The organism is uncultured Parvibaculum sp. (assembly GCF_963975745.1).
GTDB lineage: Bacteria > Pseudomonadota > Alphaproteobacteria > Parvibaculales > Parvibaculaceae > Parvibaculum.
On the sequence record NZ_CAXBIB010000001.1, the window covers coordinates 331,610 to 352,993 of the forward strand.

The window sequence follows — 21,384 nt, forward strand, 5'->3', positions numbered from 1 at the left end:
ATGGGCTTTGCGGAATATGCGAATTATGACGGGCTGGGGCTTGCGGAGCTGGTCGACAAGGGCAAGGTGACGCCGCTTGAGCTGATCGACGCTGCGATCGAGCGCGCCGAACGCCACAACCCGACGCTTAACGCCATCGTCTTCGAGGCCTATGACGAAGCGCGCGATGTCGCCAAGCGTAAACTGCCGGACGGTCCGTTCAAGGGCGTACCGTTCCTGATCAAGGACCTCGGTTCACCGGTGAAGGGCTGGCGGCGCTCAAGCGGCAGCCGCTTCGTCGCCGATGTCGTCGACGATCACGACAGCGAGCTGGTGAGGCGTTTCCGCGCGGCGGGAACGGTTCTTTTCGGCAAGACCAACACACCCGAATATGGCATCACCGGCACCACGGAATCGCGGCTGCTCGGTCCCTGCCGTAACCCTTGGGATTCGACCCGCATTTCCGGTGGTTCTTCGGGTGGCGCAGCGTCGGCCGTCGGCGCCGGCATCCTACCGCTCGCACATGCCTCTGATGGCCTTGGGTCGATTCGCATACCGGCTGCCTGTTGCGGCCTTGTCGGCATGAAGATAACGCGCGATCGCAACCCGCAAGGACCGGACGACTACGACCGTGCCATCGGCTTCAGCGTCGACCATGTGGTGAGTCGCACCGTGCGGGACAGCGCCGCGATGCTCGACGCGACCGGCTATCCCGAAGCCGCTTCGCCCTATGCCCCGCCGCCGAAGGCCCGGCCCTATATGGAGGAAATCACCAAGAGCCCCGGCAAGCTGAAGATCGCCTGGTCGGGCGAGACGCCGAACGGCAAACCGATCCACCCGGAAATCCAGGCGGCGCTGGAGCGCACTGCCGATGCTCTCGCAAAGCTGGGCCATGATGTCCGCCCGCGCGGTCTCGGCATCGACTACCGCCAGCTTTATAGGGCGCAGGGCGCGGTGTCGGGATCGAACTTCGCCGCCGGCATGCTGCGCCGGATCGAGAAGATGGGCCGCGAGCCCGAGGAACACGAGCTTGAGCCGCTGACCTGGGCCGGCTTCCGCAACGGCCAGAAGCTCTCCGGCGCACAAGCCATGTGGGGTTGGCAGCAGCTTCGGCTGATGAACCGCCAGATCCTGGGCGTCTTCGAGGAAGTCGACGTCTATCTCTGCCCGGTGCTGGGTCAGTTGCAGCCCGAAATCGGCCATCTGGGGCCCGACCAGGAGGCGCGCGAGTTGAACAGGCGGCAGGGCCAGGTCTTCCCCTTCACCCCGCCCTTCAACTTCACCGGCCAGCCCTCGCTGTCGCTGCCGCTCTGGGAATCCGAAAACGGCTTGCCCATCGGCATGATGTTCACCGGCCGTTATGCCGACGAGGCGACGCTTTTCCGCCTCGCCGGACAACTGGAGAAGGAGCTGCCCTGGGCCGCCCGCAAACCGAAGGTGTGGAACTGAGGGCGCCGGGGTGCTATCTCCTGCTCCATGAGCGACAGCATCAAACCCGTCCATGTGATCGGCGCCGGCATGGCCGGTTCCGAGGCCGCCTGGCAGCTTGTGTCGGCGGGCGTACCCGTCGTGTTGCACGAAATGCGGCCGGTCGTGAAGACCGACGCCCATCACACCGATGGCTTCGCGGAACTCGTCTGCTCCAATTCGTTCCGCTCCGACGACCATGAATTGAATGCCGTCGGCCTGCTGCATGAGGAGATGCGCCGCGCCGGATCGCTGCTGATGGAGGCAGCCGTCGTGGCACGCGTGCCCGCAGGTGGGGCGCTCGCCGTCGACCGTGAGGTGTTTTCAGCCTGTGTGACGGAGAAGCTGACGGCGCATCCGCTGGTGACGGTCGAGCGGGGCGAGATCGCCGGTCTCCCGCCCGCGGAGTGGGACAATGTGATCGTCGCGACGGGACCGCTGACATCGGACGCGCTCGGCAAGGCTATCGGCGAGCTGACCGGCGCGGAAGAACTCGCGTTCTTCGACGCCATCGCGCCGATCGTTCATCGCGACAGTATCGACATGTCGGTCTGCTGGTACCAGTCGCGCTACGACAAGGTGAGCGCCGGCGGCGAAGGTGAAGGCGGCGCGGGGAAGGACTACATCAACTGCCCGCTGACGCGCGAGCAATATGCCGCCTTCGTCGAGGCGTTGCTGACGGGAGGCAAGACCGAATTCAAGGAATGGGAGAAGACGACACCCTATTTCGACGGCTGCCTGCCGATCGAGGTGATGGCGGAACGCGGAGCGGAAACGCTGCGCTTCGGGCCGATGAAGCCGGTCGGCCTCACCAATCCGCACAAGCCGGATGAAAAACCCTATGCGGTGATCCAGCTGCGTCAGGACAACAAGCTCGGTACGCTCTACAACATGGTCGGTTTCCAGACCAAGCTGAAACATGGCGAGCAGACACGCATCTTCCGCACGATACCCGGCCTCGAAAGTGCCGAGTTCGCGCGGCTGGGCGGCCTGCACCGCAACACCTTCCTCAACAGCCCGAAACTTCTCGACCCGTCGATGCGCCTCGCAAAGCAACCACGTCTGCGTTTCGCCGGACAGATCACCGGAGTCGAGGGTTATGTCGAAAGCGGCGCAATGGGACTGCTTGCCGGCCGCTTCGCTGCCGCCGAAAGGCTCGGCCGGACGCCGCACTCGCCACCCCGCACGACGGCGCTCGGCGCGCTGCTGGCGCATATCACGGGCGATGCCGACGCGACGACGTTCCAGCCGATGAACGTCAATTTCGGTCTCTTTCCACCGCCGGAAGTGCCACTCGACGAAAGCGGCAAGCGCCCCCGCGGCAAGGCCAAGGCGCCGGCACGCAAACGCGCCTACACCTCGCGCGCGCTGACCGATCTCGATCACTGGCTCCATCCAGCGGCGCAGGCGGCCGAGTAGTCATATCCGTCCGGTAAGGCGCGCGCGCAGCAGCCGCAACTGGCGTCGAAAGGCCGGCACTTCGGTTGATTGACGGAAGGGATCGAAGCCCGGCTCCGTCATCATGGCGAGATAACGATCGCAAAGCGTTGCAGGGAGAAGCACCGGCAATGCCGCGCCCGACACTCGTTCCTGTCTTGCCTCTGCCAGAAGCGTCCTCGCCCGTGTCGCCACATCCAGAATCACGGCACGCAAACCGCCGGTCATTTGTCCCGTCAGAACCGAATGTGGATCGACGTCATATGCACGCAACAGATCGGCCGGCATCATGATCCGCCCCTGCGAAGCGTGGATCGGCAAGGCGCGAAGGAGCCCCGTCAGAGAATAGGCGATGCTGGCTGGCCGAATGACTTCCGCCGGCACCTCAACGTCAATAATCGTGGCCGCGATCTCCATGATGGTAGTTGACGTCGCCTGGGCGTAAGCCTCAAGCGCATGCAGATCGTCAAAGAGTTCCTCCGACAGGTCTTGCTCGCGCGCATCGATGAGCGCGACAAGCCTGTCCCGCGGCAAGCCGGACGCCGCCATAGCCTCGGCGACCGGATGACCGCGTGTTTCTCCACGGTCAATTCCCTCGACCGTTTCCCGCCACCATTGCAGTCGGATATGCCCCATCATCGGCTCACTGACGAGTTCGGCAATCCGCGCGATCTCGACGTTGAACGCGTAAAGTGCCAGCAACGCATCACGTTTTCCGGCGGGCGCCAGCAGAACCGTCAGAAACCGGTCATGGTCGTACTTCCACACTTCATCGAGACACGCACCCAACGCCTCGCGCGGCTTGGTTTGCGTCATATGACCTCCTCAATGCAAACGGGGCCGCCAATCAGGCAGCCCCGCTCCATTTCATGTACTGACGCGATCAGTAGATGTTCTGCGCCGAGACCATCGCAAACAGCATCGGGATCGAAAGCAAGGTGTTTGTGCGTGAAAAAAGCATCGCGGTGCGCGCCGCCGCAGGCTTCGCCTCGGCCGGTCCCTCCACAATCCCCAGTGCGATCTTCTGGTTGGGCCAGATCACGAACCACACATTGAACCACATGATCGTGCCAAGCCACATGCCGATACCGATGGCGATATTCTTGGGCACAGCAAAACCGGTCATCGCACCAAGCGTATAGGCATCGAGCAGGTAGCCATTCATGTGTGCGACGATAATGCCGGTGACAATGGTCGCCATTGCACCCCAGCGGAACCAGAATAGTGCTTCGGGCGCGATCACCTTGCCAATTGCCGGTTTCTGGTCGTCCGGGATCTTCGGCATGGACGGGATCTGCACGAAGTTGAAATACCAGAGCAGGCCAATCCACATCACGCCGCTGATGACATGCAGCCAGCGGAAGAAGAACGCCCAGAAGGCATAGTCGCCCAGCGACCCGCCCCAGTTGAGATAGAGCAGCACCAAAATCACCGCCAGCACGAAGCCGGCGATTACCGTGTTGCGGAGCGATGTGAGAATGGCAGCCATGATGGTCCTCCCCGTCTGATTGTCCGGCACCGCCTCCGGCCTCTGCCTCGTGGAAGGCGTCCGGATCAAATGCCGATGCCGGCGCGACTCAATGTCGCGATACTGGCATGAAAACTAGGAGTTTCCGCCGCAAAAGCCAAGCCCGCGAGGCCGGGCAATCAAGGCACGGCGATCAATGCCGCGGCAACGCGACGGTTTTCAGCGAGCATCATGTTGTAGGTCCGGCACGCGGCCGGGGTCGCCATCGTGTCCGGGAAGAGCCCGCGCGATTCGAGATGCCTTTGAGCCTGTTCCGGCAACCGCGCAAAGACATCACCGGAACCGACCAGCAGGAAGTCGAATGTGCCCGCTTCGCCGGCCAGCACGGCAAGCGACGCCGCTGTGACACCGTCTATCGAAGCGACGGGCCAAGGGTGAAGACCTCGCGGGGTAACGATAATCGAACCATCGAAACGCTGTCCCTCGAGGCGAAAACCGCCGTCGCCATAGGCATCGATGGGCGGCTGCCTCGAAAAGCGCGGCTTCATGCCCGATGGGCTACCGCTCACGCCTTGGCCCCGGCCTTGCCTTCCGGCACCTTTCCGGAACTGTTGCCCGACCAATCACGCGAAACGCCAACCGCCAGAATGATGGGCGCAGCAATAAACACCGATGAATAGGTGCCGATCAGAATGCCGAAGATCATGGCAAAGGTGAAGCCCCGCAGAACCTCGCCGCCAAAGACAAAGAGTGCCAGAAGCGCCAGAAGCGTCGTACCGGATGTTATCACCGTACGCGACAACGTCTGGTTGATCGACAGGTCGATCAACTCGCCAAGATCCATCTTTTTGTATTTTCGGAGATTTTCACGCACCCGGTCGAAAACGATCACGGTATCGTTCATCGAATAGCCGACGATGGTCAGAATGGCGGCGATCATCTGCAGATTGAACTCGATCTGCAGGATGCAAAGGATACCAATGGTCGCCAATACGTCATGGACCAGCGACGTGATGGCACCAAGACTGAACTGCCACTCGAAACGAAACCAGATATAGACCAGCATCAGCACCATCGCGAGAACGACCGCAATCGTCCCGCTTCTGACCAGCTCACTGCTGACCTGCGGCCCCACAACCTCGACACGACGGTACTCGACAACCTGATCGCCGAGAGCCGCGCGTACCTTGTTGACCGCCTCCTGGGACGCAGCCTCACCGCCTTCCGCCGGCGACGGAATGCGGATAAGCACATCGTCGGCCTGGCCGAATTCCTGTATCTGAACCTCGCCGAGGCCGAGACCGCTCATTGTTGTTCGTAACTGGTTGATGTCCGCCGGGCCGTCCGTCGCGATCTCGATCATGATCCCGCCCTTGAAATCGATGCCGAAATTCAGGCCGCGCGAGAAAAACAGGGCGATCGAAGCCGCAATGATGATCAATGAAATACCCGTCGCGATATGACGGAATCTGACGAACGGGATATGAGTATCGTCCGGGATCAGCTTGAGATGTCGCATGTGACTGGTTCCGTCCCGACGTTTAGAGATAAATGGTCTTCGGACGCCGGCGGCGTATCCAGACCGAAAGCATGAGGCGGTTGACGGTATAGGCCGTGAACACGGACGTAATGATGCCGATGCCGAGCGTCACGGCAAATCCGCGTACCGGCCCCGATCCCATCTGGAACAGGATGGCAGCCGATATTAGCGTCGTGATGTTGGCATCGAGAATCGACGACAATGCGCGGTTGTAACCCGTTTCGATCGCTTGAACCGGGCCTTTGCCGGCAGCGATTTCCTCGCGTATCCGTTCGTAGATCAGCACATTGGCGTCAACGGCCATGCCGACGGTAAGCACGATTCCGGCAATGCCCGGCAATGTCAGGGTTGCCTGCAACACCGACAGCACGGCAAAGATCATCGCCATATTGAGTGTCAGCGCCACAACGGCAAACACGCCGAAGAACCCGTAGCTTGCGATCATGAAAACTACGACGGCCAGACTGCCGATCAGCGCCGCAACCTCGCCGGCACGGATCGAGTCCGCACCCAGCCCCGGGCCTACGGTACGTTCTTCAAGGACGTTCAACGGTGCTGGCAACGCGCCGGCCCGCAGCAGAATAGCCAGGTCGTTGGCAGCCTGAACGGTGAAATTGCCACTGATCTGACCGGACCCGCCCATGATCGGTTCGCGTATCACAGGCGCGCTGATCACCTTGTTGTCGAGCACAATCGCAAACGGCCGGCCGACATTGTTGCGGGTCACTTCGCCGAACTGGCGTGCCCCGGTGGAGTCGAAGCGGAAATTGACGACCGGCGCGCCCGTCTGCTGATCAAAGGCCGGTTGCGCGTCAACAAGTCGATCGCCACCGACCATAATGCGACGCTCGACCAGTACGGGAGCACTGGGTTCGTCCGCCGTGTAGATAACCTCGGTGCCCGTGGGTATCGTGCGCGTGGCCACGGCCTGCTCGCCCGACATGGCATTGCTGACCAGTCGGAAATTCATCTTGGCCGTCTGACCAAGCAACTCCTTCAGACGCTGCGGATCGTCAAGACCCGGCACCTGAACCAGAATGCGGCTGCTGCCCTGTTGCTGGATGACGGGCTCAGTGGTGCCCAACTCGTCAATACGACGGCGCACGATCTCGATCGATTGCTGAACCGCTGATTGTGTCCGTGCAACGATCGCTGGTTCAGTCAGGTTGACGGCGATGTCCTGGTCGCTCACCCGGACCGCAATATCCCGTTCGGGAATCGCGGAAAATGCATTGCCGGCAACAGTCGTCGCCACCCCGTCGACCGCCGTGCGCGCCTTCTCCACGTCTTCCGGCCGGCTGATACGAACCGTGACCTCAGAATTTCTTATCCCGAGACCGGTATACAGAATCCGTTCGCTGCGAAGCGCTGCACGCACGTCGTTCAGCAGGGATTGCAGGCGGTCCTGGATCAGCGAACTCGTGTCGACCTCGAGCAGCATGTAGGACCCGCCCCGAAGGTCGAGACCGAGATTGATCTGCTGGTTGGGCAGCCAACCCGGCATACCCTCAAGCGAAGCGCGCGGAACGAAATTCGGCGCCGAATAGGCAATGCCCGCCAGGCAGAGGGCGACGATCAGGGTAATCTTCCAGCGTTCGAAATGAAGCATGTCGTCATGTCCCCCCTCTTCGGGCGGCTCCCGCGAGCGGCGTTATGAAGGGGTATTGGCGTTTGCCGGAACCGGCTCCGACTTCGAGCGCACATCCGTCAGGGTCGTCTTGACCACCCGCACCCGGACGCCATCGGCAATCTCGACCTGCACCTCGGCATCTTCAACCTTGACGATCTTGCCGACCAGCCCGCCAGCCGTAACCACAACGTCACCACGGCGGACATTGGCGACCATCTCGCGATGCAGCCTCATTCGCTTCTGCTGCGGCCGCAGAATGAGAAAATACATGATCGCGAACAGCGCGATAAACGGAAATAACGAGATCAAGAATTCCGAAGTGCCGCCGCCACCCATCGATTTCTCCTGTTTCGACTGCCTGCCCTGTCGCAGGCCTCTCGGACTGCGCTGCATTGCGGCGGACTATAGCCGCCGCTTGCGCATTTGCAAACCGGTGGCCGAGCCCCTTCAATTCTCCTCTAAGGTCCGACGTCGACAGGGATTTTCGGACCTCGATCAAGGTGCTAGGGTCCGCACCCCAACCTCTCCTAACCCCAGTTCCGGCAAGCTCCGAAATGACCGAAAAGTCCGCCTCCGAAGCCCTTTTGCAACGCATCGCCGACGCGCTCGAGCGCCTCGCGCCCGCGCGTGTCGCAAAAGCTGACCTTGGGGCTGCCGATGCCTTCGTCTGGAATGCCGAAAGCGCCTCGCTTGAGCCGGTCTCCGACGTCTCGCGGGTCGATCTGCCGCTCCTGAAAGGGATCGATCGCGTCCGCGATATCCTGCTCGAAAACACACGGCGCTTTGCACTTGGCCTGCCCGCCAACAATGCCCTGCTTTGGGGTGCCCGCGGAATGGGCAAGAGCTCGCTGGTCAAAGCGGCCCACGCAGCCGTCAATGCCGAGACGCCCCGCAGCCTCGTTCTGATCGAAATTCACCGGGAGGACATCGAAAGCCTGCCGCGACTGATGACGTTGCTGCGCGGTGCCGCCCGCCCCGTGATCATATTCTGCGACGATCTCTCCTTCGATCACGACGACACAAGCTACAAGTCGCTGAAGGCCGTGCTGGAAGGCGGTATCGAAGGACGGCCGCGCAACGTGATATTTTACGCAACATCGAACCGGCGTCATCTGATGCCCCGCGAGATGGTCGAGAATGAACGCTCGACGGCCATCAACCCGTCCGAAGCCGTGGAAGAAAAGGTCTCCTTGTCCGATCGCTTCGGCTTGTGGCTCGGATTTCACAATTGCAGCCAGGCTGAATTTCTCGGCATGGTCGAGGCCTATGCCGTCCACTACCGCCTGAAGATTGCGCCGGAACAGTTGCATGCGGAAGCCGTCGAATGGGCCGCCACGCGCGGCGCTCGTTCGGGCCGGGTGGCATGGCAATTCATTCAGGATCTGGCCGGACGCCTCGGCCAGCAACTCAGCTAGCGGCCGACAATCGTCTGCGGATCGAGCGCCTTGGCGCCGCGCCGCACTTCGAAATGCACCTGCGGCGTGACAACACTGCCCGAGTTTCCGGCTTCGGCGATAGTCTGGCCACGCATGATCGTATCTCCGCGTTTGACCAGCAATTTGCTGTTGTGCGCATAGGCCGTGATCAGATCGCCCTCGTGCCGGACGAGCAGCAGGTTGCCATAGCCCTTCAACTCGTTGCCCGCATAGGCAACGACGCCGCTTTGCGCGGCCCGGACCGGTGCCCCCATCTCCGCGGCAATGTTGATCCCGTCATTATGCAGTCCGTTTGCCTTTGGACCGAATGTCGAAAGAATCTTGCCTTCAATCGGCCACACGAACCCGCCGGACGCAGCCGGCACTGCTGGCAGCGGATCCTTTGGCCGAACGGTCGTGGTGGTCGACGGCTGCGCCGCAGAAATAGCGGCGCCGGCGACCGGTCGCGCCACGGGAACCGGTCCACCCGCCACGTCGCGGTCGACGATCGACTGCGCCGTGCCGCGCGACGGCAATTGAAGACGCTCGCCAACCCTGATCGTAAAGGGCTCCCGCAGGCGATTGAGGCTCGTCAGAGACGCCATGTCGACATTGTAATGTCGCGAAATACTGTAGACCGTGTCGCCGCTGCGAACGACATGAAATCGTCCGGCCGGAATTGCCAGTCGCTGCCCGACATGAATGGCATAAGGGGGCGTCAGCCGGTTGGTGTCGATGATCGAGCGCAACGGCACATCATGTGCCCGGGCAATACTGTGGACCGTGTCGCCGCGCCGGACCACATAGTCCTCGCCGGAAACCAGCCGATCGGCCGGACGGGTCATCGGCAATCGTTGGCCGCCAACGGATTGACCGTCCCACCATGGACGCTCGCCACCTCCGCTGCAGGCGGTCAGGAGCAGCAGCGACGCCAGCACGCCTGCAAGTCTCGAATTTCGTGTCCCGTGACCGCGTCGCATCTTTCCGGGCGTTTCCTTTCAGGCGTTCAGGACTCTTTCGCGACACCCTCGACCAGCGGCACAAACCGCACCGGCAAAAGTTCTTCGCGTTTCACACCTTCGCCTGTCCGCTCGATCCGTACAAGTTTCTGCTCGCCCCGACCGCCGGATACGGCGACCGGCACAATCATCAACCCGCCTTCCTTGAGCTGCTCGACCAGTTTCTGCGGCACCGCCGGGGCCGCAGCAGTCACAATGATTCGGTCGAAGGGCGCCTGCTCGGGCCAGCCCTGGGCCCCGTCACCGACCTTGGCCGTGATGTTGTGGATATTGAGTTCATCGAACCGCTTCAAGGCATCCTTGAGAAGCGTCCGATAGCGTTCGATCGTGTAGACGCGGCGGCAGAGCCGTGCGAGCACCGCGGCCTGATAGCCCGAACCTGTGCCGACCTCCAGCACCTTCATTCTCTCGCCGACCTGCAACTGCTCGGTCATGTAGGCGACGATATAGGGCTGGCTGATCGTCTGCCCGCATTCGATGGGCAGCGCGTGATCCTCATAGGCCTGCTTGCGGAATGTGCCGCTGATGAACTTTTCGCGTGGCACCCGCTCGATCGCCGACAGAACCCGCTTGTCGCGCACCCCTTGACGCCGCAGGCCCATGATCAGCTCGATCTTGCCCTGCTCGATCTCGTCCATGGGCGTTTCGTCGCTCACCTGAGCCTCACGATTTCCGGCGCGGCCGCTTCACCGGCATCGTGCCGAGCGCCGCATTGAGGGCTTTTGCCGTGCCGGCATGGGTCAGGTCCATATGCAAAGGTGTGATCGAGATACGTCCTTCATAGATCGCACGAAGATCGGTCCCCTGCGGCGGATTGCTGAGAATGCGCTCGAATCCCAGCCAGTAATAGGGGTTGTTGCGCGCGTCGATCCGCTCCTCCACGCGCACAAGCGACTGATCGCGCTTGCCTTGTCGAGTCACTTCTATCCCGGTCACGGACTGAGGCAGCACATCCGGAAAGTTGATGTTGATCAGAACGTCCTCAGGCCAACCGGCCGCAACGAGCTTCCTCACGATGTCGGGCGCAAACTGTTCGGCGGTCGACCATTTCAGTTTCGATCCGCCGCCGAACCCGAAGGCCTGACTGAGTGCAATCGACGGAATACCGAGCTGCGTTCCTTCCATCGCCGCCGCGATCGTTCCCGAATAGGTCACATCGTCGGCGATATTCTGTCCCCGGTTGATTCCCGAAAGAACCAGATCGGGCATTTCGTCCTTCATGACGTGTCGAACGGCCATCAGTACACAATCGGACGGCGTTCCCTTGACGGCGTATTTGCGCGCGCCGAGCTTGCGGATACGGAGCGGATTGGCCAGCGACAGCGAGTGAGCCGATCCACTCTGCTCTTCCTCCGGTGCCACGGTCCAGACATCGCGCGTCAGCTTGTGCGCGATTTTCTCGAGAATCTTGAGACCCGGCGCATGAATGCCATCATCGTTGGTCACCAGAACACGAAAGGGTTTTTCCGCACGCTTAGCCATGAGGTGCAATGACCTCCAGCCCGCCCATATAGGGACGTAACACGTCCGGAACCTCTATCGAGCCATCTGCCAGCTGGTAGTTCTCCATCACGGCAATCAGCGTCCGGCCAACGGCAAGGCCCGAGCCATTGAGCGTGTGGACAAAGCGCGTAGTCTTCTCGCCCTTCGGGCGATAGCGTGCATTCATCCGTCGTGCCTGGAAGTCGCCACATACGGAACAGGACGAAATCTCGCGATAGGCGTCCTGTCCCGGTAGCCAGACTTCGATATCGTAGGTCTTGCGCGCGGCAAATCCCATATCGCCGGTCGAAAGCACCATGACACGGTAGTGAAGGCCGAGCCGCTTCAACACTTCCTCGGCGCAGGCAAGCATCCGGTCGTGCTCCTCGATTGACTTCTCGGGTGCGGTGATCGAAACAAGCTCAACCTTGGAAAACTGATGCTGCCGGATCATGCCGCGCGTATCGCGCCCGGCAGCACCGGCTTCGGCCCTGAAACAGGCCGTATAGGCCGTAAAGCGCTTCGGCAGTTCTTCCTCCGACAGGATGCTCTCGCGCACCAGGTTGGTCAGCGGCACCTCGGCCGTCGGTATCAGCCAGTATTTCTCCTGATCGTCGCGGCTCTGACCCTTGAAGGTCGCAAACTGATCGTCGGCAAACTTCGGCAGCTGAGCTGTACCGAACATGGCCTCGTCCCGCACCATCAACGGCGGCGCGACTTCCTCGTAACCGAACTCGCTCGTATGAAGATCGACCATGAAATTTCCGATGGCGCGCTCGAGCCGCGCCAGCGGACCTTTCAGGATCGTGAACCGCGCGCCGGAAAGCTTCGCCGCCGCCTCGAAATCCATCAGTCCAAGCGCCTCACCGAGATCGAAATGCTCGCGCGCCGCGAAGTTCATCGCGCGTGGGAAGCCGTTCCGGTGATGTTCGACATTGGCGCTCTCGTCCGGGCCGACCGGCACCTCGTCGAGCGGAATGTTCGGGATAGAAGCCAGCGCTCTTTCGAGCTCGGCATTGACTTGCCGTTCTTCGTCCTCACCCTTCTGGATGTCGCTCTTCAGCGCTGCGACCTCGTCCATCAGCTTCTGCGCGGTCGCCTCGTCCTTGCCGGCCTTGGCCTGACCGATCAGTTTCGAGGCGTCGTTGCGCCGTTGCTGCATCTCCTGCAGCCGGGTAATGATCCGCCGGCGGCGCTCGTCGATCTCGATCAGGCGCGCGGCCTGCGGTTCAAGCCCGCGCTTGGCGAGCCCGGCATCGAAGGCGCTGGCATCATCGCGAATGGCTTTGATGTCGAACATGACACCTCAAAACTGGCGGGAAACAAAGCTTCGGCAGGCCGACAGCGAGACCGAATCAATCCCGCCGACCCAACCATTTTCGCGCCCTGTATAGGCGGAAAGGCGGCGACCGTCCAGATGACGGAGGATCAGGTCTCGGACGCGTCCTCGGCGTTTGCGGCGGCCGCTGCCTGTCGCCTTTCGGTCCATGACACACCGAATATCGAGAACTCGTAAAGCAGCAGCGTCGGCACGCCGAGTGCAATCTGACTGAAAAAGTCCGGCGGCGTGAGAAAGGCCGCCACTGCAAACACGATGACGATTGCATAGCGTCGTCCTTTGCGGAGCTGCGCCGCATTGACCACGCCTATCCGCGCCAGCAGCATCAGGATGACGGGCAACTGAAAGCACATGCCGAAGGCAAAGAGCAACGTCATGATCAGGCTCAGATACTCGCTGACCCGCGGCATCAATTCGATGGCTGCCCGGCCCTCGCCCCCTTCCTGCTGCATGTTCATGAAGAATTGCAGGGCCAGTGGCATCACGCCGAAATAGACCAGCGCGGCGCCGATCAGGAAGAGAACCGGCGTCGCGACCAGATACGGCAAGAAGGCGTGGCGCTCGTCCTTGTAAAGGCCGGGCGCGACAAACATGTAAATCTGCGAGGCGATGATCGGAAACGCGAGGAACATCGCGCCGAAGAAGGCAAGCTTGAGCTGAGTGATCAGGAATTCCTGCGGCGCCGTGAAAATGAAACGGGCCTCGGGCCCCGATCCGACCGCCGCTTCGTATGGTTGGATCAGGATATTGAAAATATCGTCGGCAAAGGCAAAGCAGACACCGAAGGCGATTGCGATGGCGATCACCGAACGGATCAGCCGCGAGCGCAGCTCGATCAGATGATCGATCAGCGGTGCACGAGACGCCTCGACCTCGTCTTCGGGTTCTGGGGTGGCCGCGTCGACGCTCATTTGTCGTCGCGCTCCCCATTGGTCGCCGGGTCGCTGACGGCGAATTGCTGAACCTCTTCCGCCTCCCTCAGCGCTTCTTGCATCTCTGGCGACAGATCGTCCGTTTCCGGCGGTTCGCCAGCAGCGATCTCGGCCGCGCGCGCTGCCGATGCCGACGCAGCGGCAGCCGCGCCTGCGCCGCCCCCACCGATCTTCATGGGTTTGTCGATTTCCTGCTGGAGTTTTTTCAGCGGCGCCGAGGCGACATCACGAAGACCGGAGACTTCCTTGCGCAACTCCTCAAGCTCGGTCTCGCGCGCCAGATCCTCGAAGGAACTCTGAAATTCCCTGGCCATCCCTCGGACCTTGGCCACGTACTGACCGACCGTCCGCATCATCCGCGGCAGGTCCTTCGGGCCCACGAAGATGATGGCGACCGCCGCGATGACAAGCAGCTCTGACCATCCGATATCGAACATGTTGTTCTGAAATGCCTCGAACCGGGTACGCGATTGAGCCCCTGTTAGCCGTTGGTGGCCTTGTTCTTGGCCTCGGCGCTATCTTCCCGGCTGACTGTTGAATCGATGGTCTTTGGCTCTGGCCGCGCAGCTTCGGCCTCATCCTCGTCGGAAAGCCCCTTCTTGAAGCTTTTGATGCCTTTCGCAAAGTCACCCATCATGTCGGAAATCTTGCCCCTGCCGAAAAGCAGCACGATCAGCACCACGACCAGCAGTATTTGTGTCCAACTCGGCATTCTTCTCTCCACCGGCGCGAAATGCTCGCGCTCCTTGACCGGTACTACCTTTGTGCAATATGGGCGTTTCGTCGCCAAATTGCGACATCATTCCGGAACTTCCGTTGCGGAAATATGCCAGCACAGGAGCAAGATACACCGTTAATGATTTTCAGCAATCAATTGATTCTGAAAGAAAATATCTTCCAAACTGATGTTTCGCTTTAGGTTGCGGCGGGCTATTTCTCGTCCGCGACTTCTTGAGCCATATGATCGTCGAGCGCGGCACCATATTCCTCGTCGTCAGCAAATTCGCCATCGCCCTCGCCACCGCTCTCGCTCGGATTTGGAATATCGAAGCCCGGCGGCAAGCGCCCGTCGAGCAGGCCGGCCGCCTTTAACTCGTCGATACCGGGCAGGTCGCCGACATTCTCCAGCCCGAAATGGACGAGGAAGTCTTCGGTCGTCCCATAGGTGACGGGCCGCCCCGGCGTACGCTTGCGTCCGCGCAGGCGTACCCAGCCCGTTTCCATCAACACGTCGAGTGTCCCTTTCGACACGCTGACGCCTCGAATCTCCTCGATTTCGGCGCGCGTAACAGGTTGATGATAGGCCACGATCGCCAGCGTCTCCATTGCGGCACGCGACAGTCGTCGCTGTTCGACCGCCTCACGTTCCATCAGGAAACCGAGATCCTCGGCCGTCCGGAACATCCATTTGTTGGCGACACGGACCAGATTGACGCCTCGCCCCTCATACGTTTTCTGCAGATCCTCGATCGCGGCGCCGACATCGGCGCCTTCGGGCAGCCGGCTGGCAATGCTGTCGATATCGAGCGGCTCGGCCGCCGCAAAAAGCAGTGCCTCGACCATTCGCAACAGTGCTGCATGTTCCGAAGCATTGACCGGAAAACGAACGACGTTCTCGGACGCTTCGCCCGTCTCGTCTCCCTCGTTTTCGTCGATCTCCATCTCGATACCGCCCTCGGCTTCCTTATCCTGTACTGTCTCGTCCGTCATTCCGTCGTGTTCTCCGGGGGGCTGTCGTCCGGCTTTGCCTCACGCCGGCGCACGAACAAAGGACCAAATGCACCGGACTGGCGCAATTCCATATGCCCGTCCTTTGCCAGTTCCAGCGCCGCGCTCAGCATGCTGGCCATGGCGGAACGCCGCATCGGCGCACTCATTTCGTCGACGGGCAGGAAATTGTCGATCCGGCCCCAGTCGAACATCATGCCCATCATCGCTTCGAGGCGCTTGCGCGCTGCCTCGATCGCCATGATCGGCAGACGCTTCGGCTCCCATTTGGTCTCATGGCCCTTCAACCGCTGTTCCGAATAACCTTTCAGGAGTTCGAACAGCGTCGCCTGATACTGGCTTGTCTTGATGACTCGAATGCCTTCAGGCGCACCGCGCGGGAAGACCTGCAGGCCCAGCCGGCAGCGGCGCCCGAATATCTCCTGCGCCGCCTTGCGCATGGCTTCCAGCCGCTGCAATTGAAAGGCGAGCCGCGCCGCCATCTCGGCGCCAGACGGCCCCTCTTCTTCCTCGGGTGCGGGCAGCAGCAATTTTGACTTGAGGTATGCAAGCCAGGCAGCCATCACCAGATAGTCTGCTGCAAGGTCGAGTTCCATCCGCCGCGCATGAGCAATGAAATCGAGATACTGCTCGGCCAGCTTGAGAATGGAAATGCGGGTGAGATCGACCTTCTGGTTGCGTGCCAGCGTCAAGAGAACGTCGAGCGGACCCTCGAATCCGTCGAGATCGACGATCAGCAGATCGCCCGGATCGGCGGCACCCCGAGGTGCCCCTTCTTCAAAGGTCGTGACGGCATCCTGCGCCGCGGCATCACCTGCCGGTGCGCCTTCGTCAGCTTCGCCTTGTGTGGGCGCCTCGCTCATGGCTGCCTTGTGCATATGACCCGGATTCTTGTAGTCCCCTTACGCCCGCGATCCGAACCTGCCCATCGGCCGGGGACGATTGACCCTTATACCTCGCACCCCCAGAGGCGGGTACCCTGTTTCTCGGTTTATCCCCAGCGATCTTCGGCGCCATCGGCCAGAATCCGGGCGAGATACAGGTGGTTTTCGGCCGGATCGAGATCGACGGGCGGCTCGGACAGGAGCGCAACTGCCGAATCAGCGCCTGCGAGCGACACCCCTTCAAGCCAGGGGACCGCACGCGCGACGGCCTTCATCTCATCCATCCGGCCATTGCAGTGAAGAACCACATCGCATCCGGCCGCAAGGCTGGCCGCAGCGCGGGCTTCGAGCCCTCCCGCCAGCGCCGCCATCGACAGGTCGTCGGACATCAGCAACCCGGAAAAACCGATATGCCCGCGCACAATTTCATCGATGACCTTCCTGGAGGTCGTTGCGGGTTGCTCGGGATCGATGGCCGCATAGACAATATGAGCCGTCATTGCCAAAGGCAGATCGTGCAGCATGCGGAACGGCAGGAAATCGACCTCCGCCAGCGCGCGCCGAGACGCTCTGACGACAGGTAGCCCCTCGTGGCTGTCGACACCGGCACGTCCATGTCCTGGGACATGCTTCATCACCGGCAATACCCCGCCGGCAAGAAGTCCTTCAGCCGCCGCGCGACCAAGCGCAGCCACCCGGTCGGCCGTATCGCCATAGGCGCGATCGCCGATCACGTCATGCGCGTTCGTGGCCGGCACATCCAGAACAGGCAGGCAATCGACCGTAATCCCGAGACTGCGCAAATCCACCGCAATCAGCCGGGCACCGAGCCGCGCAGCGGCGAGCCCCGCCTCGGGGTTGCGAGCATGGCACGCGCCATAGGCACGCCCGGGCGGATAGTTGCGCCAGTGAGGTGGACGTAGACGCTGAACGCGTCCGCCCTCCTGGTCGATCAGAATCTGAGCATCGTGACCGGCGGCCGCCCGCAGGCTCGCCGTCAACCGCCTCACTTGGTCCGGCGTGTCGATGTTCCGGCCGAAAAGAATGAAGCCCCAAGGCCGTGTTTCCCGAAAGAAGGCGCTTTCGGAATCGCCAAGTTCAAGTCCTTCGCAGCCGAAAATGGCCGCCGAAACACTCATCGTGGCCTGACAAAGCAGCCCTGCCCCTGTGCTTCAAGCTTCGCACAGAGTGCGTCGGCTTCGTCCTTGTCGAGATAGCCGGCACGCAACCGGTAGTAAATTCCCTGTTCACCCAGATCGGCGCGCTGGATATCGATGCCGAGCGGACCGAGTAGATCGGGAAAGCGGGTCTTCAGCTTGCCGAAGGCATCGCGGGCGGCAGCCTCGTCGCGAAACGCGGCAAGCTGCACGACATGACTGCCGGCGCTGCCGGCCTGCAGCTCCTGCCGGACGCGCTCCGGTTCGGCTGGTGCCGGCGGAACGCTGGACGCGGGCGATGTCGCGCTATCCGGCACGACGGGTTCAAGTGGCGAACTTTCGATGGCCTCCGCCAGCCTGTCCATGCCCTGTTGATCACGCGGTGAAATAGTCTGGTCGATCGCGAGCGGTTCCTCGGCCGGCGGTAACAGTTGCTCGTCCTCGCCGCGTGAAGCAGCCGATTCACGTCCCCCAAGCCGGTCGTAGATTCCGGCATCTTGATGCGGGAATGTCTTGCCGCCCGGATTGGCGGGCACTTCCTTGGTCGGCTCTCCGTCGGCACGCAGGATTGGCGGAACGCCGCCATTCTGATCGCCCTGCCGGTAAGCCAGGAAAACAACGCCGGCAAACACCGCGACAAGCGCCAGAATGCTGAGAAGCATCAAGGGTCCCCGACGACGGCCTTCATCGTCGTCATAGACTTCGTAATCCTCGACATCGGGATCGAAATCGTATTCCGGATCCTCGTCCCAATCGCCGTCCCGGCGCGGCATCAGCGCATCTCCTCAGTCGGTTCGACCCCCAGTATTCCCAAACCGGCGGCAACGACATAAGCGGCAGCACGAATCAAAGCGAGCCTTGCAAGCGTAACATCCCTGTCATCGTCCCGGATAAAACGAAGAGAAGCATCATCCTTGCCCTTGTTCCACAGCGCATGAAAAGCCGCTGCCAGGTCGTCGAGATAGAAGGCGATCCGGTGCGGTTCATGGGCAAGCGCCGCCTGTTCCACCTGACGCGGAAACCCGGCCATCAACCGTAGAAGCGCAAGCTCGGCCTCATCGCCCAGTCGCGAGAACTCGGCATTTGCAAGACCGCCATCGGACAGATCGTATCCGGCCTCCGCCGCATTCCGCAGCACGGAGTGAATCCGCGCATGCGCGTACTGCACGTAGAACACCGGATTGTCGCGCGACTGTTCCATGACCTTGGCAAAGTCGAAATCGAGCGGCGCGTCGTTCTTGCGTGTTAGCATCATGAAGCGCACGACATCCTTGCCAACTTCGTCGACGACATCGCGCAGTGTCACGAAATCGCCGGCCCGCTTTGACATCCGCACCGGTTCACCATTGCGGAACAGGCGAACCATCTGGCACACCTTGACGTCGATCTCGGCGTTGCCTTCGGTCAGCGCCGCCACGGCGGCCTTGACGCGCTTGATATAGCCCGAATGATCCGCGCCCCAGACGTCGATCAGCGTGCGGTATCCGCGCCTGTACTTGTCATGATGGTAAGCGATATCGGGGGCAAAATAGGTCCAGCTGCCGTCCGACTTCTTCAGCGCCCGGTCGGCATCGTCACCGAATTCGGTCGAACGGAAAAGTGTCTGGGGCCGCGGCTCCCAATCTTCGGGCGTTTCGCCCTTTGGCGGTTCGAGCACACCGACATAGATCAGCCCCCTGTCTTCGAGAAGCTTTACCGTTTCCTCGATGGCGCCCGAACGATGCAATGAAAGTTCCGAGAAAAACACTTCATGCGTGATGCCAAGAACCGCGAGGTCGCCGCGGATCAATTCCATCATCGCTTCAACCGCTGCCACGCGCGCGGCAGCGAGCGCCTCGCCCGGATCCATTTCGAGCAAAGCCGCCCCATGCGTGGCAGCCAGTGCCTGTCCCACCGGCTTCAGATAGTCGCCGGGATAGAGCCCTTCCGGAATTGTGCCGATATCTTCACCAAGTGCTTCGCGGTAGCGCAGCAGGGCGCTGCGCGCCAGCACCTCGATCTGGCCGCCTGCATCGTTGATGTAGTATTCACGGCAAACCCGGTAGTCGACCTTTTCGAGCAGATTGGCCAACGCATCGCCGAAAACCGCACCGCGAACATGACCGACATGCATCGGCCCTGTCGGATTGGCAGAGACATACTCGACATTGACGGCTTCACCGGCACCCATGTCGCTCGCGCCATAGGCCGGCCCCGCACGCAGCACTTCCGGAATCCGGGCAAGCCAGAAATCGGCACTGAGCCGCAGATTAATGAAGCCCGGCCCGGCCACGGAAACCTCCGTGACCGCCTCGATGGTGGCGAGCTTTGCCGCAAGCGCATCTGCGAGATCGCGCGGCTTCATGCCAGCAGGCTTGGCCAGTACCATCGCCGCATTGGTCGACAGATCGCCATGCGCGGGATCCCGCGGCGGCTCGACCGCGACACGCGACGTTTCGATCCCGACCGGCAGGATTCCTTCCCTGACCAGGCTCTGAAGGGCGGCCGCGACGCGATCTTCGAAATACCGAAAAATATTCATTGTTGCCGTCAGTTATGGGGCCACCGGGCGCGCACTCTAGCCGCGCCGACGGCCGGTTTCCAGCCCCGGTTCAGGCCCTTGAATCGTGAAGATCGAAGAGCCGCCGATGCTCCTCGATGGCGAACCTATCGGTCATGCCGGCAATGAAGTCGCAAACCCGCCTCGCGGTCCTTGTACCGCTGGCGCCGTCGCAGCCCCTCTGCCATTCGGGCGGCAGAAGGTCCGGTTCCCGATGCAGCAGTCCGAAGAGATCGGCGACGATCCGCTGCGCCTTGCTCATCGACCGATTGACGCGATAGTGGCGATACATGCGCTGCATCAGAAAAGACTTCAGCGCCGCATTGTGCTCTCGCATCACGACCCCGAAACCGACCAGTGGCTGATCCATTGCCCGGACCTCGGCCGCTGATTCCGGCCGTGATGCCTCGATTCTGCGGCGCGTTTCGGCCAGCAGGTCATCGACCATCGCGCCGATCAGCCGCCGGACCGCTTCCTGTATGACGCGCGAAGTCTCAAGCCCGGGGAACTCGTCCAGCACCAGCCGGAATGCATCGCCAACCAGGGGCAGCGCCATCAGATCGTCAATTTCGAACAGGCCCGCCCGCAAACCGTCGTCGATGTCGTGATTGTTGTAGGCAATGTCGTCGGCCAGCGCCGCAACCTGGGCTTCGGGGCCCGCATAGGTCGAAAGCTCGAGATCCTGCGTTTCGGCATATTCGGCGATGGCCCGCGGCAGCCCGTCGATACCCTGGGCCGGCGTCACGACCGGCCCGTTATGCTTGACCAGCCCTTCAAGCGTTTCCCATGTCAGGTTGAGCCCGTCGAAACGCGCATAGCGTTGCTCCAGCTTGGTGACGATACGCAGCGTCTGGGCATTGTGATCGAAGCCGCCAAAGCCCGCCATGCACCGATCTAGGGCGGTTTCACCGGCATGGCCGAAAGGCGTGTGGCCGAGATCATGCGCAAGCGCGAGCGTCTCGGCGAGATCTTCGTCAAGACCGAGCACACGGGCGATCGAGCGGGCCACCTGCGCGACTTCCAGTGAATGGGATAGCCGCGTCCGGTAATTGTCGCCCTCGTGATAGACGAAGACCTGGGTCTTGTATTTGAGGCGGCGGAAGGCGCCGGAATGGATGATCCGGTCACGATCGCGTTGAAACGGCGTCCGGGTTGCGCTTTCGGGCTCCGCGAACAGCCGCCCGCGCGTTTCCTCGGCGCGAGTGGCATAGGCTGCGGTGGCGGCGGGATTGGCGATCGGCAAGAAAAACCTCGACTTTTCAGTCCATTGGCCCGATCTGCCGGTTTGAAAACCGACCGCCGGGCGACTACATATCTGCTAAGCCAATTCTGGTATTGTTCAAAGCCGAAAGCACGATTTCGGGTGCG

The 21,384-nt window shown here is 61.6% G+C and carries 22 protein-coding genes; 3 read left to right on the top strand and 19 right to left on the bottom strand.

All coding sequences use genetic code 11. The features are described from left to right. Together AAC071_RS01555 and trmFO are read left to right on the top strand one after the other, a co-directional pair. Positions 1–1,428, top strand: coding sequence for an amidase (locus AAC071_RS01555; RefSeq protein ID WP_339829169.1), 1,428 nt, complete (start codon positions 1–3; stop codon positions 1,426–1,428). 27 nt (positions 1,429–1,455) lie between these two features. Further along, positions 1,456–2,865, top strand: coding sequence for a methylenetetrahydrofolate--tRNA-(uracil(54)-C(5))-methyltransferase (FADH(2)-oxidizing) TrmFO (trmFO, locus tag AAC071_RS01560; RefSeq protein WP_339829172.1), 1,410 nt, complete (start codon positions 1,456–1,458; stop codon positions 2,863–2,865). Here the strand turns inward: trmFO and AAC071_RS01565 are convergent, their stop codons facing one another. The 6 genes from AAC071_RS01565 to yajC form a co-directional block, all read right to left on the bottom strand. Further along, complete coding sequence (locus tag AAC071_RS01565; protein WP_339829175.1) at positions 2,866–3,699, bottom strand: phytoene/squalene synthase family protein; 834 nt, start codon at positions 3,697–3,699, stop codon at positions 2,866–2,868. Positions 3,700–3,766: 67 nt separating this feature from the next. Continuing rightward, the gene (locus tag AAC071_RS01570; RefSeq protein WP_339829178.1) at positions 3,767–4,372 is read right to left on the bottom strand and encodes a urate hydroxylase PuuD; all 606 of its coding nucleotides are present in this window, start codon (positions 4,370–4,372) and stop codon (positions 3,767–3,769) included. A gap of 158 nt (positions 4,373–4,530) precedes the next feature. Then, positions 4,531–4,920 (bottom strand): Mth938-like domain-containing protein, encoded by a 390-nt coding sequence (locus AAC071_RS01575; protein WP_339829180.1) that lies wholly within the window; start codon positions 4,918–4,920, stop codon positions 4,531–4,533. Further along, positions 4,917–5,870, bottom strand: a complete 954-nt coding sequence (secF, locus tag AAC071_RS01580) for a protein translocase subunit SecF (protein WP_339829182.1) — start codon at positions 5,868–5,870, stop codon at positions 4,917–4,919. Before secF ends, AAC071_RS01575 begins: the two co-directional genes overlap by 4 nt. A 22-nt stretch (positions 5,871–5,892) precedes the next feature. Beyond that, positions 5,893–7,500 (bottom strand): protein translocase subunit SecD, encoded by a 1,608-nt coding sequence (gene secD / locus AAC071_RS01585; RefSeq protein WP_339829184.1) that lies wholly within the window; start codon positions 7,498–7,500, stop codon positions 5,893–5,895. 42 nt (positions 7,501–7,542) lie between these two features. Beyond that, the gene (gene yajC / locus AAC071_RS01590; RefSeq protein WP_339829186.1) at positions 7,543–7,857 is read right to left on the bottom strand and encodes a preprotein translocase subunit YajC; all 315 of its coding nucleotides are present in this window, start codon (positions 7,855–7,857) and stop codon (positions 7,543–7,545) included. 218 nt (positions 7,858–8,075) lie between these two features. Between yajC and AAC071_RS01595 the strand changes: the two genes are divergently transcribed. Continuing rightward, entirely contained in the window at positions 8,076–8,936 is an 861-nt protein-coding gene (locus AAC071_RS01595; protein WP_339829188.1) for an ATP-binding protein, read from the top strand. On the opposite strand, the gene AAC071_RS01600 is transcribed toward AAC071_RS01595, so the two are convergent. The 13 genes from AAC071_RS01600 to AAC071_RS01660 form a co-directional block, all read right to left on the bottom strand. Beyond that, positions 8,933–9,916: a M23 family metallopeptidase gene (locus AAC071_RS01600; RefSeq protein WP_339829191.1), complete on the bottom strand. Its 984-nt coding sequence runs from the start codon at positions 9,914–9,916 to the stop codon at positions 8,933–8,935. The two genes, AAC071_RS01595 and AAC071_RS01600, sit on opposite strands and share 4 nt — an antisense overlap. A 26-nt stretch (positions 9,917–9,942) precedes the next feature. Then, a complete protein-coding gene (locus AAC071_RS01605; protein WP_339829263.1) occupies positions 9,943–10,593 on the bottom strand; it encodes a protein-L-isoaspartate(D-aspartate) O-methyltransferase in 651 nt (216 codons plus the stop codon). A 25-nt stretch (positions 10,594–10,618) separates the two neighbouring features. Continuing rightward, complete coding sequence (gene surE / locus AAC071_RS01610; protein WP_339829193.1) at positions 10,619–11,437, bottom strand: 5'/3'-nucleotidase SurE; 819 nt, start codon at positions 11,435–11,437, stop codon at positions 10,619–10,621. Further along, complete coding sequence (serS, locus tag AAC071_RS01615; RefSeq protein WP_339829195.1) at positions 11,430–12,737, bottom strand: serine--tRNA ligase; 1,308 nt, start codon at positions 12,735–12,737, stop codon at positions 11,430–11,432. Before serS ends, surE begins: the two co-directional genes overlap by 8 nt. A gap of 128 nt (positions 12,738–12,865) precedes the next feature. Continuing rightward, positions 12,866–13,687 (bottom strand): twin-arginine translocase subunit TatC, encoded by an 822-nt coding sequence (gene tatC, locus AAC071_RS01620; RefSeq protein ID WP_339829197.1) that lies wholly within the window; start codon positions 13,685–13,687, stop codon positions 12,866–12,868. Beyond that, entirely contained in the window at positions 13,684–14,145 is a 462-nt protein-coding gene (gene tatB / locus AAC071_RS01625) for a Sec-independent protein translocase protein TatB (RefSeq protein ID WP_339829199.1), read from the bottom strand. Before tatB ends, tatC begins: the two co-directional genes overlap by 4 nt. A 44-nt stretch (positions 14,146–14,189) precedes the next feature. After that, entirely contained in the window at positions 14,190–14,420 is a 231-nt protein-coding gene (tatA, locus tag AAC071_RS01630; RefSeq protein WP_339829202.1) for a twin-arginine translocase TatA/TatE family subunit, read from the bottom strand. Between the two features lie 218 nt (positions 14,421–14,638). Continuing rightward, the gene (gene scpB / locus AAC071_RS01635) at positions 14,639–15,271 is read right to left on the bottom strand and encodes an SMC-Scp complex subunit ScpB (RefSeq protein ID WP_339829266.1); all 633 of its coding nucleotides are present in this window, start codon (positions 15,269–15,271) and stop codon (positions 14,639–14,641) included. Positions 15,272–15,414: 143 nt separating this feature from the next. Further along, complete coding sequence (locus AAC071_RS01640) at positions 15,415–16,299, bottom strand: ScpA family protein (protein ID WP_339829204.1); 885 nt, start codon at positions 16,297–16,299, stop codon at positions 15,415–15,417. A gap of 128 nt (positions 16,300–16,427) precedes the next feature. Beyond that, positions 16,428–17,459: a beta-N-acetylhexosaminidase gene (gene nagZ, locus AAC071_RS01645; protein ID WP_339829206.1), complete on the bottom strand. Its 1,032-nt coding sequence runs from the start codon at positions 17,457–17,459 to the stop codon at positions 16,428–16,430. After that, on the bottom strand, positions 17,456–18,250 hold the full coding sequence (locus AAC071_RS01650; RefSeq protein WP_339829208.1) for an SPOR domain-containing protein: 795 nt from the start codon (positions 18,248–18,250) through the stop codon (positions 17,456–17,458). Before AAC071_RS01650 ends, nagZ begins: the two co-directional genes overlap by 4 nt. Beyond that, a complete protein-coding gene (argS, locus tag AAC071_RS01655) occupies positions 18,250–19,998 on the bottom strand; it encodes an arginine--tRNA ligase (protein ID WP_339829210.1) in 1,749 nt (582 codons plus the stop codon). Before argS ends, AAC071_RS01650 begins: the two co-directional genes overlap by 1 nt. A gap of 70 nt (positions 19,999–20,068) precedes the next feature. After that, on the bottom strand, positions 20,069–21,259 hold the full coding sequence (locus tag AAC071_RS01660) for a deoxyguanosinetriphosphate triphosphohydrolase (RefSeq protein WP_339829213.1): 1,191 nt from the start codon (positions 21,257–21,259) through the stop codon (positions 20,069–20,071). Positions 21,260–21,384: the final 125 nt, after the last annotated feature.

What these genes read in the sequence shown, in the direction of transcription:
- surE (WP_339829193.1), bottom strand. Translation starts at nt 11,437, where the DNA reads ATGGCTAAGCGTGCGGAAAAACCCTTTCGTGTTCTGGTGACCAACGAT.
- AAC071_RS01570 (WP_339829178.1), bottom strand. Translation starts at nt 4,372, where the DNA reads ATGGCTGCCATTCTCACATCGCTCCGCAACACGGTAATCGCCGGCTTC.
- tatB (WP_339829199.1), bottom strand. Translation starts at nt 14,145, where the DNA reads ATGTTCGATATCGGATGGTCAGAGCTGCTTGTCATCGCGGCGGTCGCC.
- argS (WP_339829210.1), bottom strand. Translation starts at nt 19,998, where the DNA reads ATGAATATTTTTCGGTATTTCGAAGATCGCGTCGCGGCCGCCCTTCAG.
- tatC (WP_339829197.1), bottom strand. Translation starts at nt 13,687, where the DNA reads ATGAGCGTCGACGCGGCCACCCCAGAACCCGAAGACGAGGTCGAGGCG.
- yajC (WP_339829186.1), bottom strand. Translation starts at nt 7,857, where the DNA reads ATGGGTGGCGGCGGCACTTCGGAATTCTTGATCTCGTTATTTCCGTTT.
- AAC071_RS01565 (WP_339829175.1), bottom strand. Translation starts at nt 3,699, where the DNA reads ATGACGCAAACCAAGCCGCGCGAGGCGTTGGGTGCGTGTCTCGATGAA.
- AAC071_RS01595 (WP_339829188.1), top strand. Translation starts at nt 8,076, where the DNA reads ATGACCGAAAAGTCCGCCTCCGAAGCCCTTTTGCAACGCATCGCCGAC.
- AAC071_RS01600 (WP_339829191.1), bottom strand. Translation starts at nt 9,916, where the DNA reads ATGCGACGCGGTCACGGGACACGAAATTCGAGACTTGCAGGCGTGCTG.
- AAC071_RS01555 (WP_339829169.1), top strand. Translation starts at nt 1, where the DNA reads ATGGGCTTTGCGGAATATGCGAATTATGACGGGCTGGGGCTTGCGGAG.
- nagZ (WP_339829206.1), bottom strand. Translation starts at nt 17,459, where the DNA reads ATGAGTGTTTCGGCGGCCATTTTCGGCTGCGAAGGACTTGAACTTGGC.
- secD (WP_339829184.1), bottom strand. Translation starts at nt 7,500, where the DNA reads ATGCTTCATTTCGAACGCTGGAAGATTACCCTGATCGTCGCCCTCTGC.
- tatA (WP_339829202.1), bottom strand. Translation starts at nt 14,420, where the DNA reads ATGCCGAGTTGGACACAAATACTGCTGGTCGTGGTGCTGATCGTGCTG.
- trmFO (WP_339829172.1), top strand. Translation starts at nt 1,456, where the DNA reads ATGAGCGACAGCATCAAACCCGTCCATGTGATCGGCGCCGGCATGGCC.
- secF (WP_339829182.1), bottom strand. Translation starts at nt 5,870, where the DNA reads ATGCGACATCTCAAGCTGATCCCGGACGATACTCATATCCCGTTCGTC.
- AAC071_RS01605 (WP_339829263.1), bottom strand. Translation starts at nt 10,593, where the DNA reads ATGGACGAGATCGAGCAGGGCAAGATCGAGCTGATCATGGGCCTGCGG.
- scpB (WP_339829266.1), bottom strand. Translation starts at nt 15,271, where the DNA reads ATGGTCGAGGCACTGCTTTTTGCGGCGGCCGAGCCGCTCGATATCGAC.
- AAC071_RS01650 (WP_339829208.1), bottom strand. Translation starts at nt 18,250, where the DNA reads ATGCCGCGCCGGGACGGCGATTGGGACGAGGATCCGGAATACGATTTC.
- serS (WP_339829195.1), bottom strand. Translation starts at nt 12,737, where the DNA reads ATGTTCGACATCAAAGCCATTCGCGATGATGCCAGCGCCTTCGATGCC.
- AAC071_RS01640 (WP_339829204.1), bottom strand. Translation starts at nt 16,299, where the DNA reads ATGAGCGAGGCGCCCACACAAGGCGAAGCTGACGAAGGCGCACCGGCA.